Below are 15,806 nucleotides of genomic sequence, written 5' to 3' on the forward strand. Positions count from 1 at the left end.
GGCCGTCGTCGTTTCAGCTCAGCAGGCAGAGTTCTTTCCGCTCCCCCAGTCTGCGGCCGATCGCCCGCAGGCTGGGAAAGAACGAATACCGGGTATGCCCGATCCGGTCGTCGAAAGCGGCCACCTCGATCAGCCGCAGCTCGGCCAGATCCTCCAGCAACGACTCGGCGTGCTGCTCGTCCACCTCCAGTGTCCCCGCCGCCTGAGCCGCCGAAACGCTCCCGTCCTCCAGCTTCGTCAGCCTCCGGAAGGCGTCCTGCGCGTCCGGGCGAGCCAGCGAACAGCTCCGTTCGACACTCGCCTGCAGGCCGAGGAGATCGGTGCTGATCAAGGGACCGTCGATCACCGTGCTGAGCCGGTGGACCGATCTGGCGATCGCCCAGTGCGGCCGGACCCGCAGCATCCCGGCGACCGAATGCAGCGACAGCGGAAGCCCGTCGCACAGTCTCACCAGTTCCCTGGCGGCCTGTTCGTCCTGGAGAACCCGGTCACTGCCGAGGACCCCGGTCAGCAGCTGAACCCCTTCGGGCTCGGTGAGCGGCCGCAGTTCCACGGTCATGCTCGTCGCCGCGACGAAGAGACGGCGGCGGCTGGTCACCAGCACCCCGCAGTCCGGACTCGACGGAAGCAACGGCAGCAACTGCTCGGGATTGACCGCGTCGTCCAGCGCGAGGAGCACCCGGTGTTCCGTGGTCCAGGTGCGGAACATCCTGCTGCGTTCGTCCGTCGACGCCGGGATCCGGTCGTCGGTCACCCCTGCCGCGCGCAGGAACCCGGCGAGCACCTCACCCGGTTCCACCGGCCTGCCGTCGTCGCCGAGCAGCCTGGCGTAGAACTGCCCGTCCGGATACCGGTCCACGACCTGATGCGCGACGTGGTTGCACAGTGCCGTTTTGCCGACGCCGGGAGCGCCGACGATGACGACCACTGTCGCGGCCCGGCCCCGCCCGGTGCACAACGCCTCGAGTGCCGCGGCGCTCTCGGCCCGCCTCCCGATCAGGACCGCGCCGTCGGGCGGGAGCTGTCGCGGCGGCCTGGACCGGCGGGTGACGACCGGCCCCGTGGCGGAGGCCGGTGAGGACAGGCTTTGGTCCGCCCTCAGCACGGCCCGCTGCAACCGTTGCAGCGAATCGGTGGGATCGAGGCCGAGTTCGTTCGCCAGTGCCTCCCTGGTGCGGTGGTACACGTGGAGCGCCTCGGCCTGTCTGCCCGCCCGATAGAGCGCCAGCATCAATTTCGCCTGGAAACCTTCATGGGTCGGGTACTGCGCCCCCAGCATGGTGAGCTCGCCGAGCAGCTCGTTGTGCTTGCCCAGCTGGAGATCCACGTCGATCCGCTGTTCGAGGACGCCTTTGCGGAGTTCCTCCAGACGTCGCGTTTCGGCCTCCAGGACCGGTCCCGTGCTGACGTCCGCGAGCGCGAGCCCACGCCAGAGCCGCAGCGCTTCCGCGAGCGATTCGGACGCGGTGCCGACCGCCCCCATTTCCAATTCGGCCCGGCTGCGTTTCGCCAGTTGCTCGAAGCGGTGCGAATCGAGCGCGTTCGACGGCAGCGCGAGAACATAACCGTTCGTGAGGGTGTGCAACGCGGCATCACCGGCACCCGCGGGGCGCGAAGAGCGCACGCCTTGCGCCGGTGACAGCTGCAGCAGCTTCCGCAGTTGGTAGATGTAGGTCTGCAAGGTCGTGGCGGCGCTGGCCGTCGGCCTGTCCTCCCAGAGTTCGTCGATGATCTGATCGGTCCGGACGAGATTGTTCGCCTGTAGTGCCAGAAGACTGAACATCCGCCGAAGTTTCGGCGCGGACGGAGTGATCACCACTCCATCGCGGAAGACTTCGAGCGGCCCCAGTAGATTGACCTCCATCGTCAGCACGCTCCCCCAGTTTGCCGGTGACTCGATGACCCGTACGCGAAGTGCGGATATCGATTTCTTTCGGGCGTCCTTCGTGAGTCCTTACAATCTATCGGCTGGTGCGACCCCCACCCTTGAAGATCGGTTGTGGCTTACTACAGCGATCCTGATGTGGTTACCGGCTGACCAAAACCGCGTCCGAGTCGACGACCGGACGTGGCCGGCGACGCGATGACCAGCACTTATCCGCCGGGCGACGCGGAAATCGAACACTCGTCCGCGGCCGTCCGGATTCGATCCGCTCACCCGAGGGTCATCCGATCGATGTAGCCGGGTTCCCGCGCCGCGAGACTTTCTGTACGGGAGCGGGCGACCGAAGGCCGATGTCGGCTCCTGACGGCGCGCCTAACGTGGGCGGCAAGGATCATGCTGGAGGAGGGGGAATCGCCGTGCTGTCAGGTCGCGTGCCACGGATAGCGATCGTCGGTTCGGGGCCGGCGGGGGTGTTCACCGCGGAGGCTCTGCTGAAATCGGAGCGGGGTCCGGCCATCGACGTCTTCGACCGCTTACCCGCCCCGTACGGCCTCGTCCGGTACGGCGTGGCACCCGATCACCCGAGGATCAAGTCGGTGAGCGCCGTCCTGCGGCGGGTGCTGGAGAATCCCGCCGTCCGGTTCTTCGGCAACGTGAGCTTCGGCGTGGATCTCGGCCTGGACGATCTGCTCACCCACTACGAGGCCGTGATCTTCGCGACCGGGGCTCCCGGGCATCGCGGGCTCGGGGTACCCGGCGAGGAGCTGCGTGGCAGCTGGCCCGCGGGCGAATTCGTCTCCTGGTACAACGGCCATCCGGACGCGCTCGTCGATTTTCCCTTGCACGCGAGGAAGGTCGCCGTGCTCGGTGCGGGCAATGTCGCACTGGACGTGACCCGGTTGCTGGTCAAGGACCCCCGCGAACTGGCGGACACCGACGTGCCGGATCACGTCCTCGACGGCTTGCGGTGCAGCAGCGTCGCCGACGTGTACCTGGTGGCCAGGCGCGGGCCCGCCCAGGCCAAGTTCACCACCGTCGAACTCCGGGAACTCGGTCTGCTGCGCGGGGTCGACGTCCTGGTGCGGCCCGAGGATCTGCGGTTGGACGAGGCGGACGAACGGCTGCTCGAAACCAACCGGCAGACGCGGGCCAACGTCGATCTCCTGCGGGAGTGGGCGGAGCGCCCCGCGACCGGCGCCACCCGGCGGATCCATCTGGTGTTCTGGCGGAGCGCGGCGGCGATCGAGGGCGACGGTGCGGTGAGCGGTCTGCGGCTGGCCCGCACCCGTCCCGGCGGCAGCGAAGGTGAAGAGGTACTGCCGGTCCAGGGTGTGCTCCGTGCCGTGGGCTATCGCGCGGATCCGTTGCCAGGACTGCCTTTCGACGCCCGCACCGGGACCTTGCCGCAGCGCAAGGGGCGGATCGTCGACGGCGGCGGGCGGCCGGTCGCGGGCTGCTACGTGGCGGGTTGGCTCAAACGCGGCCCGTCCGGGGTGATCGGCACCAACAAGGCCGACGCCGTGGAGACCGCACGGTGCGTCATCGAGGATCTCGCGGAGGGCCACCGCTCCCGGTCGTCGGATCCGGACTCCGTGCCGCGGCTGTTACGCCGCCGCGGCACGGAGTTCGTGAGCTGGTCGGACTGGCTGCGCCTGGACTCCTACGAGATCAACCGGGGACAGGCGCAGGGCCGGGATCGCAGCAAGGTGTCGGATCTCGATGCCATGCTGGCCATCAGCAAACGCGGTCTGTGAACGGGCACGAGACCTTCAGTGCACCACTCCGTCGAGCAGTTCCAGCTGTGACCGCTCGGCGGCGCACGGCATGAGGATCAGTTCGGTACAGCCCGCGTCGGCGTAGGCCGCCACGGTTTCGCGCAACCGCGCCGGATCGGTGAGGACGCCCTGGGTGATCCGGTCGGTCGCCTTCTCCCCGAGGAACGCGTAGTACTCGCCGACGTAGCGCCGGGCCACTTCCGCGCCTTGGGGGCCGAGCGCGAAATAGGCCAGCGCCAGCAGCCGCGGCTGATCCTGCCTGCCTTCGGCCACCCAGCCGCGCCGGGCGCGTTCGGCGAGCTCCCGGTACCCGCTGGCCGAACTGCCGCCGGAGATCCAGCCCTGCCCGTACCGGGCCGCCCGTCGGATCGCGATCTCCGTATGCCCGCCGAAGATCAGTGGCGGGCTCCCCCGATACGGCGAAGGGCCGATCCGGCCGCCGGGTTCCGCACCCGCCCAGATCGACGTCATGCGTTCCACCGCCGTGTCGAGGGTGCGGCCTCGCCGCGCGTAGGGCAGGTCCGCGGCGACGAAGTCGTCCTCCCTGCCGCCCGCGGCGAGACCGGCCACCAACCTTCCCTCACTGATCCTGTCGAGGGTGGCGAGCTGCTTCGCGAGGAGTGCCGGATTGCCTCGGTACGGCGCGAGCAGAACGGTCGCGGCGAGGCGGATCCGCCGCGTGACACCGGCCGAGGCGGCCAAGGCGACCAACGACTCGCAGTTGCCGTACACGAGCCTGTCCAGCGTCGCGAGCGAGCTGAACCCGGCCTCGTCGGCGTACCGGGCCCAGCCCAAGAGCTGCTCGCCCGCCACGCCGCACACCGCCGCGGGGAGGCCGACTCCGATCTCCACCCGGTCAACCCGCCTTGTGGCCGATCACGACGGTGTCGTTCTCGCCGAGCGGAGCGACCTCCGTCGCGCTGAATCCGGCTTCGGTGAACCAGCTCTGGTACTCCGAGGCCGGGTACTCCGCTCCGCCCGGCGTCGTCAGCATCATGTCGAGGCTGATGATCAGGTTGGTCAGATCGGTGCCGTCTTCGTCCACCATCCGGTCGTACACGACGAGTTTCCCGCCGGGCCGCACCGCGTCGAACGCCTTGCGCACCAGCATCCTGCACTCGTCGGGTGACCAGTCGTGCAGGACGTGACCGATGACCACCACGTCGGCGGGCGGGATCGGATCGGTGAAGAAGTCGCCCGCGTGGAAGGTGGCACTTCCTTCCACACCGAGTGTGCGCATGTGCTCTTCGAACGGCGACCGCATTTCCGGCAGGTCGAACACGGTGCCCGCGAGATGCGGATGGGCCTTGACCAGCCCGCCGGTGAGATTGCCGCGCGCGCCGCCGACGTCGACCACCGAACGGTAGGCGGTCCAGTCGAGGGCCTTGGCCAGCTCCGGCACGATCAGGCTGGTGAGCGCGTCCATCATGCCGAGGAACCTGCGGAGCCGGTCCGGCTCCTTGATCATCTCCATGTAGTCGGCCTCGGCGGTGGGCTTCCCGTTCCGCAGCATCTCCCCGAACCGGCCCCACGCCGGATAGAGCATGTGGTTCGCCCGTTCGAGGAAGCCGCCGACGTACCCGTCGTTGCTCCGCACCAGGTGACGTCCGGCCAGCGCGCTGTTGCGGTACCGCCCGCCGTTGTTCTCGAGAAGGCCGAGAGCGGCGAGCACGTTGAGGAAGTCGCGCGTTCCGCGCGGGTGCAGGTCCAGCTTCACCCGCAGCTCTTCGGCGGTCAGCTCATCGTCGCCGAGCACGGTGAACAGGCTCAGTTCGAGCGCCGTCAAAAGGCATTTGGCGGTGCAGAAGGCGGTACCGAGTTCGAAGACGACACTCGGGCCCGCGCCGTCGATGCTCGGTGCTTGTGTGGTCATTGCTGGTGTTCCTCCTTGATTCGGGGAATCGTGCCTGCGGCGTCGGCGTCGTGGGTCGCCAGGACGACGGCCGCGTCCTTGTCGCCGTCGCCCGCCGCGACGACGCCGGCGTAGCGGTGGGCGAGCGTTCCGGCCAGCGGGAGGGCCACTCCCGCGTCCTGTGCCTCGGTCAGCAGGAGCCGGACGTCCTTCTCCATCAACCGGGCCCGGAACGCGGCGGGTTCGTAGTTTCCGGTGCGCATGAATTCGGCCCGGAACGCCAGGACCGGCGACCGGACCCCGCTGCTCAGCACGGTGTCGAGGAAGGTCTCGCGGTCCAGCCCGGCGACGGCGGCGAAAGCGATCGCTTCGGCCAGTGCGACCGTCTGCGCGCCGAGCATCAGGTTGAAGGCCAGTTTGAGCGCGCTGGCCTGACCGGACTGTCCGAGATGGACGAAGCCGTCGCGGCTCAGCGCGTTCAGGACGTCGCGGGCGGACTCGACGTCGTCGCGCTCCCCCGCGGTGAAGACCCGCAGCCCGCCGGAGCGGGCCATCCCTGGATTGCCGACCACACTGGCCTCCACCCGCCGCACCCCCGCCGCAGCCAGCCGCCGGGCCGCGCGACGGGCGTATCCCGGCGACACCGCGGAGGTGTCGATCACGGTCGTTCCGCTCCGCAGCCGGGGCAGCAGGTCGTCGAAGAGCACCGCGTCGACAGCGGTTTCGTCGCTCAGGCTGAGCAAGATTCTCTCGGCCTTGGCGACGGTTTCGGCCGACTCGGCGAGCACCGCGCCCGCGGCGACCAGTGGCGCCGCCTTCCCCGCCGTACGGTTGTGAACCGTCAATGGGAACCCGGCCTCGAGCAGACGGTGTGCCATCGCGGCGCCCATGGCGCCCAAGCCGACGACGGCGACCTTCCCGGGCCCGTGCCGCCGGGATCCCGGCCCGCTGGTGGCCTCTGACATCGGATGCCTCCGTCCGTCGATCCGGTGCGATCTCGGCTCGAAGGTTCGCGGCCCGTCCTCCAAACACGCTGGTGCGCCGTTGAACCGCCGGAGTTCACCGGGTGCCCAGCGAGCTTCCATCCGCCCTACAACGCCCGCGCGCATCGTGTGGCCTTCGCCCCTCCGTCGCGGAACCCGATGAGGAGAACCATGTCTGCCGAACCGGCACCGTCCTTTCCCTTCCGTGCGGCCGATCCGGTACTTCCGCCGGCCGAGTACCGGAAACTCCGCGCCGAACGGCCGGTCTGCCGGGTGACGCTGCCGACCGGCGACCTCGCCTGGCTGTTGCTCCGGCACGAAGACGTGCGGAACGTCCTCGCGGACGCCAGGTTCAGCCGGGAGGCGATCACCGCGCCCGGCGCGCCGCGGATTCTGCCGATCGCCCGGGGCTCGCGGTCGATCTTCGTGATGGACCCGCCGGAGCACAGCAGGTTGCGCAAGCTCGTGTCGAGGGCGTTCAGCCCCCGCCGGATCGAGGCGCTGCGGCCGCGGATCGAAGACCTCACGAACGGTTTCCTCGACACCATGGCCGATTCGGGGCCACCCGCCGACCTGGTCGCCTCCCTCGCCCAGCCTCTGCCGATCACGGTGATCTGCGAAATGCTGGGGGTGCCGCTGGCCGACGTCGGGCAGTTCCGGGCGTGGACCGACATCATGCTCGGCTTCACCCCCGACCGGCAGGCGGAAGTGCTGGCCGCGAAGGACAACCTCTCCGACTATCTGAGCGAGCTGATCAAGGAGAAGCGGCGGCACCCGACCGAAGACCTGCTGATGGTGCTGATCTCCGCGCAGGACGAGGGAGACCGGCTCAGCGAAGAAGAACTGGTGGCGTTCGGCTACACGCTGCTCGGCGCCGGGTATCACGCGACGACCGCGAGCATCGTGCACTCCTTGCTGACCCTGCTGAGGAATCCGGCACGGCTGGACGAGCTGCGCCGCGATCCCGCTCTGCTTCCCGGCGCGGTGGAGGAGCTGCTCCGGCTTTCCCAGGCGGGCGGCGGCATCGGCGCGTTGCGGATCGCGACGGAGGACGTGCGGATCGGCGACGTGGTGATCCAGGCGGGAGAAGCCGTCCTGCCCTCGATCAACGCCGCGAACCGCGACGACTCGGTGTTCCCCGACCCCGACGAGGTGCGGCTGTCGCGCCCCCGGAATCCCCATGTCGCCTTCGGGCACGGCATCCACCATTGCCTCGGCGCCCAGCTCGGGCGGATCGAACTGGAGGTCACCCTCGGTTCGCTGCTCGAGCGGTTCCCGGATGTCCGCCTCGCGGTGACGGAGGATGAACTCGGATGGAGCAAGGGACTGGCTTTCAGCAGGCCGGACGAGCTCCCGCTCGCCTGGTGAAGTCCATCTCGGACAGTAAGGGGGACACGAATGGATCTCGGGCTCGAAGGCAGGTCGGTCTTCATCACCGGCGGCAGTGGCGGTCTCGGCGGGCCGATGGCGCGGGTCTTCGCCGCCGAAGGGGCCAACGTGGCGCTGACCTACCACCGCAACAAGAGTGCCGCGTCGGAGGTGGCCGAGGCCGTGGAGAAGGACGGCGGCCAGGCCCTGGCCCTGCCGTACGACCTCGGCGACGAACAGTCGATCCGGTCGGCGGTGGACGCCGTGACCGCGGAATGGGGCGGGATCGACGTCCTGGTGGTCAACGCGTCGCCGGCGCGGGGCCCCGACGAACACCGCGGTCCTTTCGAGACGGTGCCCGTCGAGACCTGGCGTGCGCAGTTGCGCGAGGAGGTCGAAGGCGCGTTCCACACCGTCCAGGCTGTGGTGCCGGGGATGAAGGCCCGCGGCTGGGGCCGGATCGTGCTGATGTCGGCCAGCATCGTCAATCGCGGGATGCGCGGCGAAGAGGCGTACGTGGCGAGCAAGGCGGCGCTGCACGGGCTGAACCGGACGCTGGCCACCGAACTGGTGGGCCACGGCATCCTCAGCAACGCCGTGGCGCCGGGGCCGACCGTGACGGCCAATCTGCTGCCGAAGGTCCCACCGGAGATCCGGGCCACCTTGGCAGGCCTGAGCCCGGCGGAGATCCAGCAGGTGCTCAACGAACGGATCCCGCAGCTGCGGTTCGGTCTCCCCGAGGACGTGGCGAGAGTGGTGGCGTTCCTGGGGTCCGACGCGAACCGCCATGTGACCGGCAGCGTGGTCAACGTCGCGGGCGGGCACTGACGACGGAGGCCGTGTGGCGGCGAAACCGCCACACGGCCTCCGTCGTCACTCACGATCGGCGACGAGCTTCTCCAGTACGCCCACCACGTCCGCGGGCGGCGGCCGGAGCCGTGACTCGGCGGCGAGCGCGGCGGCCGAGTCACGGTGGCCCGTGTCCGCCAGCAGCCCGGCGGCCGCCTCACGGACCGCCTCGGGATCGGCCTCCTCCTTGGCGATGACCCGTCCGGCACCGGTGGCCGCCAGTTGCCTGCCGTGCAGCGCGTGATCGGGCAACTGCGGGATCACCAGCTGGGGCACGCCGTGGGTCATCGCGGTGAGCGTCGTCCCCGCGCCGCCGTGGTGCAGCACCAGATCGCAGGACGGCAGCACCAGATCCAGCGGTACGCCGGTCAGGACCCGCACGTCGCCGGGCAGGCCGGCGAGCAGCTCCGTGTGCTCCTCGGCGACCGCGACGACGATCTCCGCGTCCAAGCCCTCCACGGCCTTCGCCATCCGCCCCGCGAGCATCCGCCCCGGTTCGAGCTTGGCCATCGTCGTCCCCCACGTGACGCAGATCCGCGGCCTGGTCCCCTTGGGCGGCGAGGGATCGGGAACCGTGCCGGGACCGTTGTACGGGACATAGCGGATCGGCTGCGGGCGGTACCCGGTCGGGACCTGCAGCCGCGGCGGACAGGGATCCACGGTCAGCGCACCACGAACGTCCACTTCGGACAGCCCGAGCCGATCGGCGAGCGGGCTGATCGCGTCCGGCAGGAAGTCCGCCGCCCGCTCCAAGAGGTCGACGCCGTAGAGCACGCGCACCGCGGGCACTCCGATGGCGGCGGCCGCGAGCGGACCGGCCCACGTCGTCAGCTCGTGGACGAGCACGTCCGGCCGCCACCGCTTCGCCTGCCCGGCCAGATCGTCCACCATGGAATCGGCGAGTTCGACCAGCATGTCCAGCGCCCTCGGCCTGCCGTGCCGCCGGGCGGCGGGCTGCCCGCCCGGCCGCAGCACGTACTCCCGGACGAACTTCGGCACGTCGACGTCGTGTCCGACGGGAACCGCGTCCAGGCCCGCCTGCCGGATCACCGGCGTCAGGCCGGGCTGGCTCGCGACCCTCACCTCGTGTCCGGCGGCCCGGCAGGCCCAGGCGAGCGGGACCATGGGAAACAGATGGGACCGCCATGCCCAGGTACAGAACAGGATCCGCATGCGCTCAGTCCCCCGCGGTCGCTTCGATCAGGCGGAGCGGGGTCCCGGTCTCGGTGACTCCCCGATACCGCAGCCCGGCACGGTCGAACAGTTCGGCGTACTCCTCCGCCGTCCGTTCCCTGCCGTCCATGACCAGCAACATGTGCAGGTCCATCAACGCGTCCCAGGGGTTGGCGGGCGGGTCGGAGATCAACTGTTCCAGCAGGATGACCCGGCTGCCCGGTTCGGCCACCTTCGCCACGTTGCCCAGCGCCTGCACGCACATTTCGTCCTCCCACATGTGCAGGACCTGCCGGAACAGGTAGACGTCGGCCTTCGGCACCTCCACCAGGCAGTCGCCAGCCTCGAGTTCGCACCGGTCCGCGAGCGCGCCGGTGCTCAGCACCGGATCCGCTCGCTCGATGGTGTGCGCCCGGTCGAAGAGGATTCCGCGCAGATCCGGGTTCGCCTCCAGCAGCGCGCGCAACAGTGAGCCGTGTCCGCCGCCGACGTCGACGACCGTGCGTGCCCCGGCGAGATCGAGCCCGCCGACCAGCGCCGGATGCATCGCGACGGACTGCGCGGCGTAACCGCGCAAGGTGGCCGCGCCCGCCTCGTTGTCGTCCTCGGCGAAGTAACTGAAGAGGTCCTTGCCATAGGTGGCACGGAACGCGCACTCACCGGTGCGGACGCTCTCGTCGAGCTTCGCCCACATCTGCCAGCCCCAGTACGAGCCGGTCTGGATCACGTCCCCGATGCGCACCGGCGCGTCGGAGCGCATGGCCCGGGACGCCTCCGTGTGCTCGTAGCGTCCGGGGCCGAGCTGGCGATAGACACCGTAGGCGGAAAGGGCGCGCATCAGTCTCGACAGCGCGCCCGCATCGGCCCCGATCTCGTCCGCCAGCTCGTCGACGTGCACCGGTTCCTCGCCGACGGAATCCGCGATCCCCAGTTTCGCCGCGGCCTGGATCACGCCGCTCGCCCACATGCCCCAAGCCAGCTCCATCACGTTCTGGACGGGCGGTGTGCCGAGTACGGGAGCGCCTTCGAATGCGGTCGCCGGTCCTGGTTTCCGTTCTGCGTCGAGCATGATCATCACCTCGGGATCGTTCGTCGGATGGCATCGTCCTCAGTGGACGGTGCGGGATCGTCGGCCGCGGTGGCGGGCACGCCACCGGGCGGGAGCAGGAAACTCATCACGAAACTGGCGAAGAACAACGCCACGCAGACCCAGAGGCCCGCCTCGATCGCCCGCCGGTGGTCCCCCGTGGCGGCGAGCGAACCGAAGAAGACCGTGCCGAGCACCGCGACACTGATCGCCGAACCGACCTGCAGCGCGGTGGTCATCAGGCCGGACGCCGCACCGGCGTCCCGCACGGGCACCTTGCTCAGCACGATGTTCACCAGGGTCGCGCTGACCATGGCCATTCCCACCCCGATGACGATCGCGCCCGGCACGAGCGCCCACGGGGACAACGCCGGGCCCAGGACATGGATCGGGTAGATCACGCCGGCCACCCCGGCGATCTTGACCAGCGCCGCGATCGACACCACCTTCCGGCCCAGACGCGGGGCCAGCCGGATGGACAGCATCGATCCCGCCACGATGCCGAGTGAGGACGGGAACAGCGTGAGCCCGGTCAGCCACGGCGAATAGCCGAGACCTTGTTGCAGGTAAAGCGAAAACACGAAAGTGTGGCCGGTTCCGGCGAAGAAGACCAGCGCGAGCGGGAGACCCGCGCGGAGGCTGCGATGACGCAGGATCCGCGGCGGGATGAGCGGAGTTCCCCCGCCGCGTTCACGTGATCGCTGATGCCACAGGAAAAGCAGGAGGATCGGCAGCGCCGAGGCCAGACAGAGGAAGGTCCACGGTGGCCATCCGATCTCGTGTCCGCGCACCAGCGGGTACATCACCGCCACCAGGGCCGCCGTCACCAGCAGCACGCCGGCCAGATCCAGCTTCGGCGCCGACTCGGACCGCGATTCCGGCATCAGCCGGATCGCGCCAGCCAGGGCGACCACGCCGACCGGGAGGTTGATCAGGAACACGGCGCGCCACCCGAGCCCGGCGATGTCGGCCTGGATCAGCAGGCCGCCGAGGACCGGACCGGTCATCCCGCCCAGCGCCAGTGAGATCCCGTACATCGCCAGCGCCCTCGGCCGTTCCGTCGACGGGAACTCGACCTGGATGAAGCTGAGCACCTGCGGGATCATCATCGCGGCCGCGGCCCCTTGCAGGACACGGGAAGCCACCAGCGTTTCCGGGTCTCTCGCGAGCCCGCACAGCGCCGAAGTGAGCAGAAAGGCACTCATCCCGGCGAGAAAGGTCCGCTTCCGGCCGAAGATGTCACCGACCCGGCCACCGGTGATCAGCAGGACGGCGAACGCCAGGGTGTAGCCGGCGGAGGTCCATTGCAGTGTCGCCGGGCCCGCGCCGAGGTCTTTCTCGAACGCGGGCAGCGCGACCGTGACGATGGTCGCGTCGAGCAGGTCCATGTAGCAGGCGAGCAGGGCGGGGACCAAAGCCGCCCAGCGCCGCGGATGATGGATTTCAGGGGTGGTGCGGAGGTCCAAGGGAGTCATCGGCCGACTTTCCTGAGGCGTCAGCGTGCTGACCGATGCTCAAGGGAGGGCCTGGGATCGTGCTGGAACCTCGGTGGACCACGCCCGGCGTCAGCTGACCAGACCGGCGCGGTGCGCGAGGATCGCGGCCTGCACCCGGTTGGTCAGCTTCAGCTTGCTCAGGATGCGGCTCACGTGGGTCTTGACGGTCGCCTCGCTCAGGTACAACCGGCTCGCGACGTCGGCGTTGGCCAGCCCTTCCGCCAAGGCGACCAGGACCTCGCGTTCCTTTTCGGTCAGCACGTCCAGCTGTTCCAGCGCCTTGGCCTGACGGGACGGTTCGCGTTCGGTGAAGGTGTGCAGCAGACGGCGGGTGATGCTCGGCGCGAGCATGGCGTCGCCCGCGGCGACCGCCCTGATCGCGGTGATCATGTCGTCGCCCGCGGAATCCTTGAGCAGGAACCCGACGGCCCCGTTGCGGAGCGCGGTCTGCACGTACTCGTCGAGATCGAACGTGGTCAGGACGATGACCCTCGGCGGCCGCGGCAGGGATTGCAGCCGCGCGGTCGCGGCGAGCCCGTCGGACTCCGGCATCCGGATGTCGACCAGCGCGACATCCGGCTGGTGCCGTTCGGCCTCTTCGACGGCGGAGATCCCGTCGGGTGCCTCGGCCACCACCGACATGTCACCGGCCGCCTCCAGAATGGTGCGCAGCATGGACCGCACCATCCATTCGTCGTCGACCACCATCACCCGGATCACGAGCCGGATCCCGTCGACGGCAGCGGGATGACCGCTTCGACCTCGAACCCGCCGTTGAAGGTCGCCCCGCAGCTGAGCGCGCCGCCGATCAGCCTGATCCGTTCCTGCAGGCCGATGATCCCGAAGCCGCCACTGGGCAGCGTGTCCGGCGCCGGAACCGACGCGGGCCGCTGATTGGTGATGGTCAGCCGGAACTCTTCGGGACCGTAGACCATGCGGATCCGGGTGTCGGCGTTCTTCGCATGCTTGTGCACGTTGGTCAGTGCCTCCTGGGCGACACGGTAACTTGCCTGTTCCACGATGGACGGCAGCGGGCGGACCTCACCGAGGGTCTCCACTTCGACCCGGGCGCCCACTGCCCGGGACTGGGCGGCGAGACCGGCGATGTCCTCGATGCGGGGCTGGGGGGACAGTGGCGCGTCACCGACCCGCAGCACCTCCAGCACTTGCCGGAGTTCGCTGAGCGCGTCCCGGCCGATGGACCGGATCTTCTTGGTCAGCTGAAGTCTTTCGCTGTCCCCCGAGACCTCGGCGGTCGCGGCGTGCAGCACGATCAGGCTGACCCGGTGCGCGACCACGTCGTGCATGTCGCGGGCGATGCGGGTGCGTTCCTCGGCACGGGCCTGTTCGGCGAGCAGATCGCGTTCGCGCTCCAGCCGGGAGGCGCGTTCGAGCAGATTGTCCACCAGTTCGCGGTGGGTGAAGCTCCACAGGCCGAGCAACGTCGGTGCCAGGCAGAGCGCCGTGCTGATCGGAACGCTCGCGTCGAAACCGCCGAGGCGCCAGAAGGGGAATCCGACGATCACCAGCGCGATCGCGGCGGTGACGGCCATCAACCGTCGCGATTTCTCGAAGGCCGCCAGCGCGTACAGGCCGAAGACCACACCGATGATCGCCGAAAGCATCGTCCAGCTCACGAGGCTCGCGACCACCAGGAAGAGCGGCCTGCGCCTGCGCACCATCGCGGCGGCGCCGGTCAGCAGGGCGAGCGGGATCGAGGCGATCAGCCGGTTGTCGCTGCCGAGGAGGGGAAAGCCGAAGTCGGGGGCGAATTGCTGTGGCCCCGACCAGACGAAAGTGCCGATCACGCACGCCAGCGCCACCGCCGAATCGATGATCACGTGACGGCGTTCCGATGGTTTCCACGCCCACCACCGCGGGGTGGAGCTCGGCGAGGTCATTCCCCGAGTCTAGAGGAATGATCAAGTGAAGCCGCCGCACGTGGTCCGGACGTACCGGATCGGTCGCGTCTGGAGCGAATTCCCAGTGTTCCGTGATTCCGGGGGAAGACCCTGCCCGGAGCCGGCGGCACGGAAATCCATCAGGAGGGGAACATGGCTGCGGATCCCGTCGAAAGGGTGAGAATTCCCGCGCGGGCGAAGGCGGGCGCGATCATCGCACTCACCGCTCTGGTGATGACAGCCCTGGTCGTGCCGTTGTTGCGGGGAGCGCCGCTCTGGATGGCCGACTTCCAGCTCTATCACGGGGTCGCGAAAGCGGTATTCGACGGGGTTCCGCTGTACGAGCTGAAAGTCGACACCACGGCTTTGGCGGGAATCGCGTTCACCTATCCACCTTTCGCCGCGGTGGTGTTCACGCCTTTGTCCTGGCTGCCCGCCGGCTTCGGGGCAGCGCTCTGGACGTGCGCCTCCCTGCTGAGCCTGGGCGTGATCCTGTGGGTTTCGCACGGCCTCGCGGGAGTCACCGCCCTGGCCCGGCGGCTCCGCCTGACGGTACTGGGCATGGTGGTCGCGCCCCTGCTCACGCCGGTACTGATGAACCTGATGCTGGGACAGGTCAACATCTTCGTCGTCCTGCTCGTCCTGCTCGACTTCTCGCCGCTGATGCCGTCCAGATGGCGGGGTCTGCTGATCGGGATCGCCGCCGGGGTGAAGCTCACCCCCTTGATCTTCGTGGCCTATCTGCTGTGCACCGGGCGGAGGGGGGACGCCCTGCGCGCCACGGCCGCTTTCGGCGGCACGATCGCCGTCGGATTCCTGGTCCTGCCCGGGGAATCCAGCGCGTACTGGCTGCGGGGCCTGCTGCTGGACACCGGCAGGGTGACCGACATCAGCGCGGTGGTGAACCAGTCCTTGCCCGGCCTTTTCGCGCGGTTGGCGGGCACCACCACGGCCCCCGGCTGGTGGTTGCCGGTCTGCCTGGTGGTCGTCCTGCTCGGCCTGCTCGCCGCGAGATGGGCGCACGGGCTGGGTCACGACCTGGCCGGTCTGCTGGTGGCGGCGTTCACCGGGCTGGCGGTGGCACCGATCTCGTGGCCCCACCACGCGATCTGGATCGTGCCCGTGCTGGCCTGGCTCTCGGTCGCGACCTGGCGGGCGGGGTCCGCGTTGCCGAAGGCGGTGTTGTCGCTGGTGAGCCTGTGGTGGGTGGTGCCCGCCTACTGGCTGCTGGCACCGGACAAGACGACTCCGGACCTGACCGCCGTCGACCATCTGGTGATCGCCCTGACGGGCTATCTCGCGGTGACCGCGCTGGCGGTGGCACTGCTGCCCGTCTGGCTTCCCCGCGTTCACACCCCATCGCTCGAACCGGATGTCAATCGATCGATGTAGCCGGTGGCGGTATTCCCGAGACTTCCGGCCCACCGGTGAGATCAC

General features: G+C 69.3%; 13 protein-coding genes. 4 read left to right on the forward strand and 9 right to left on the reverse strand.

Annotated features, from left to right (window positions below; genetic code table 11):
* Positions 1 to 13 precede the first annotated feature (13 nt).
* Entirely contained in the window at positions 14 to 1,864 is a 1,851-nt protein-coding gene (locus tag ACLJRM_RS15230) for a BTAD domain-containing putative transcriptional regulator (protein ID WP_410663289.1), read from the reverse strand.
* 437 nt (positions 1,865 to 2,301) lie between these two features.
* Between ACLJRM_RS15230 and ACLJRM_RS15235 the strand changes: the two genes are divergently transcribed.
* Positions 2,302 to 3,639 (forward strand): FAD-dependent oxidoreductase, encoded by a 1,338-nt coding sequence (locus ACLJRM_RS15235; RefSeq protein ID WP_410663290.1) that lies wholly within the window; start codon positions 2,302 to 2,304, stop codon positions 3,637 to 3,639.
* A 15-nt stretch (positions 3,640 to 3,654) separates the two neighbouring features.
* On the opposite strand, the gene ACLJRM_RS15240 is transcribed toward ACLJRM_RS15235, so the two are convergent.
* From ACLJRM_RS15240 to ACLJRM_RS15250, 3 genes are read right to left on the reverse strand one after another with little or no spacing between them, the layout of a single operon-like run.
* On the reverse strand, positions 3,655 to 4,512 hold the full coding sequence (locus ACLJRM_RS15240; protein WP_410663291.1) for an LLM class flavin-dependent oxidoreductase: 858 nt from the start codon (positions 4,510 to 4,512) through the stop codon (positions 3,655 to 3,657).
* 4 nt (positions 4,513 to 4,516) lie between these two features.
* Positions 4,517 to 5,533 carry a methyltransferase gene (locus ACLJRM_RS15245; RefSeq protein ID WP_410663292.1) on the reverse strand — a complete coding sequence of 339 codons (1,017 nt, stop codon included), beginning with the start codon at positions 5,531 to 5,533 and terminating at the stop codon, positions 4,517 to 4,519.
* Positions 5,530 to 6,477 (reverse strand): NAD(P)-dependent oxidoreductase, encoded by a 948-nt coding sequence (locus ACLJRM_RS15250; RefSeq protein ID WP_410663293.1) that lies wholly within the window; start codon positions 6,475 to 6,477, stop codon positions 5,530 to 5,532. The genes ACLJRM_RS15245 and ACLJRM_RS15250 overlap by 4 nt, the downstream gene beginning before the upstream one ends.
* Positions 6,478 to 6,666: 189 nt before the next feature.
* Here ACLJRM_RS15250 and ACLJRM_RS15255 point away from each other — a divergent pair, with 189 nt between their 5' ends.
* Both ACLJRM_RS15255 and ACLJRM_RS15260 read left to right on the forward strand, forming a co-directional pair.
* Complete coding sequence (locus ACLJRM_RS15255) at positions 6,667 to 7,863, forward strand: cytochrome P450 (RefSeq protein WP_410663294.1); 1,197 nt, start codon at positions 6,667 to 6,669, stop codon at positions 7,861 to 7,863.
* 30 nt (positions 7,864 to 7,893) lie between these two features.
* Positions 7,894 to 8,691, forward strand: a complete 798-nt coding sequence (locus ACLJRM_RS15260; RefSeq protein ID WP_410663295.1) for an SDR family NAD(P)-dependent oxidoreductase — start codon at positions 7,894 to 7,896, stop codon at positions 8,689 to 8,691.
* A 45-nt stretch (positions 8,692 to 8,736) separates the two neighbouring features.
* On the opposite strand, the gene ACLJRM_RS15265 is transcribed toward ACLJRM_RS15260, so the two are convergent.
* From ACLJRM_RS15265 to ACLJRM_RS15285, 5 genes are all read right to left on the reverse strand, one after another.
* Positions 8,737 to 9,837 (reverse strand): nucleotide disphospho-sugar-binding domain-containing protein, encoded by a 1,101-nt coding sequence (locus ACLJRM_RS15265; protein WP_410663296.1) that lies wholly within the window; start codon positions 9,835 to 9,837, stop codon positions 8,737 to 8,739.
* A 52-nt stretch (positions 9,838 to 9,889) separates the two neighbouring features.
* The gene (locus tag ACLJRM_RS15270; protein WP_410663297.1) at positions 9,890 to 10,954 is read right to left on the reverse strand and encodes a methyltransferase; all 1,065 of its coding nucleotides are present in this window, start codon (positions 10,952 to 10,954) and stop codon (positions 9,890 to 9,892) included.
* A gap of 5 nt (positions 10,955 to 10,959) precedes the next feature.
* Entirely contained in the window at positions 10,960 to 12,447 is a 1,488-nt protein-coding gene (locus tag ACLJRM_RS15275) for an MFS transporter (RefSeq protein ID WP_410663298.1), read from the reverse strand.
* Positions 12,448 to 12,537: 90 nt separating this feature from the next.
* A complete protein-coding gene (locus ACLJRM_RS15280; RefSeq protein WP_410663299.1) occupies positions 12,538 to 13,188 on the reverse strand; it encodes a response regulator in 651 nt (216 codons plus the stop codon).
* Positions 13,185 to 14,369 (reverse strand): histidine kinase, encoded by a 1,185-nt coding sequence (locus ACLJRM_RS15285; protein WP_410663300.1) that lies wholly within the window; start codon positions 14,367 to 14,369, stop codon positions 13,185 to 13,187. Before ACLJRM_RS15285 ends, ACLJRM_RS15280 begins: the two co-directional genes overlap by 4 nt.
* A gap of 153 nt (positions 14,370 to 14,522) precedes the next feature.
* Between ACLJRM_RS15285 and ACLJRM_RS15290 the strand changes: the two genes are divergently transcribed.
* Positions 14,523 to 15,761: a glycosyltransferase 87 family protein gene (locus ACLJRM_RS15290; RefSeq protein ID WP_410663301.1), complete on the forward strand. Its 1,239-nt coding sequence runs from the start codon at positions 14,523 to 14,525 to the stop codon at positions 15,759 to 15,761.
* Positions 15,762 to 15,806: the final 45 nt, after the last annotated feature.

It is taken from the genome of Amycolatopsis sp. lyj-84 (genome assembly GCF_046549075.1).
In the GTDB taxonomy this organism is placed as follows: Bacteria; Actinomycetota; Actinomycetes; order Mycobacteriales; family Pseudonocardiaceae; genus Amycolatopsis.

Bases quoted from the DNA above. Each gene is read 5' to 3' on its own strand.
- ACLJRM_RS15230 (WP_410663289.1), bottom strand. From the start codon at position 1,864: ATGGAGGTCAATCTACTGGGGCCGCTCGAAGTCTTCCGCGATGGAGTG.
- ACLJRM_RS15245 (WP_410663292.1), bottom strand. From the start codon at position 5,533: ATGACCACACAAGCACCGAGCATCGACGGCGCGGGCCCGAGTGTCGTC.
- ACLJRM_RS15250 (WP_410663293.1), bottom strand. From the start codon at position 6,477: ATGTCAGAGGCCACCAGCGGGCCGGGATCCCGGCGGCACGGGCCCGGG.
- ACLJRM_RS15255 (WP_410663294.1), top strand. From the start codon at position 6,667: ATGTCTGCCGAACCGGCACCGTCCTTTCCCTTCCGTGCGGCCGATCCG.
- ACLJRM_RS15260 (WP_410663295.1), top strand. From the start codon at position 7,894: ATGGATCTCGGGCTCGAAGGCAGGTCGGTCTTCATCACCGGCGGCAGT.
- ACLJRM_RS15265 (WP_410663296.1), bottom strand. From the start codon at position 9,837: ATGGTCCCGCTCGCCTGGGCCTGCCGGGCCGCCGGACACGAGGTGAGG.
- ACLJRM_RS15270 (WP_410663297.1), bottom strand. From the start codon at position 10,954: ATGCTCGACGCAGAACGGAAACCAGGACCGGCGACCGCATTCGAAGGC.
- ACLJRM_RS15275 (WP_410663298.1), bottom strand. From the start codon at position 12,447: ATGACTCCCTTGGACCTCCGCACCACCCCTGAAATCCATCATCCGCGG.
- ACLJRM_RS15285 (WP_410663300.1), bottom strand. From the start codon at position 14,369: ATGACCTCGCCGAGCTCCACCCCGCGGTGGTGGGCGTGGAAACCATCG.
- ACLJRM_RS15290 (WP_410663301.1), top strand. From the start codon at position 14,523: ATGGCTGCGGATCCCGTCGAAAGGGTGAGAATTCCCGCGCGGGCGAAG.